This is a genomic window from Paenibacillus sp. EKM211P (genome assembly GCF_011066175.1).
Classification (GTDB): domain Bacteria; phylum Bacillota; class Bacilli; order Paenibacillales; family Paenibacillaceae; genus Paenibacillus; species Paenibacillus polymyxa.
In genome coordinates, this window is record NZ_JAAMNS010000081.1 from 1 (window position 1) to 268 (window position 268).

At 56.7% G+C, this 268-nt stretch carries 2 tRNA genes; both read right to left on the reverse strand.

Features of this window, described 5'->3' with window-relative positions:
* A tRNA-Val gene (locus G9G57_RS25450) sits at positions 1-76 on the reverse strand.
* A gap of 10 nt (positions 77-86) precedes the next feature.
* A tRNA-Met gene (locus G9G57_RS25455) sits at positions 87-163 on the reverse strand.
* Between the last annotated feature and the right edge of the window lie 105 nt (positions 164-268).

Genomic DNA, 268 nt, shown 5'->3' on the forward strand with positions numbered 1-268 from the left:
TGGTGGAGGCTGAGGGGATCGAACCCCCGACCCTCTGCTTGTAAGGCAGATGCTCTCCCAGCTGAGCTAAGCCTCCTGGGTATGTATGGTAGCGGCGGAGGGGATCGAACCCCCGACCTCACGGGTATGAACCGTACGCTCTAGCCAGCTGAGCTACACCGCCATAACATAATTTACTAGCTTGTCCTAAATGGCGGAGAGAGAGGGATTCGAACCCTCGCACCACTTACGCAGTCTAACCCCTTAGCAGAGGGTCCCCTTATAGCCA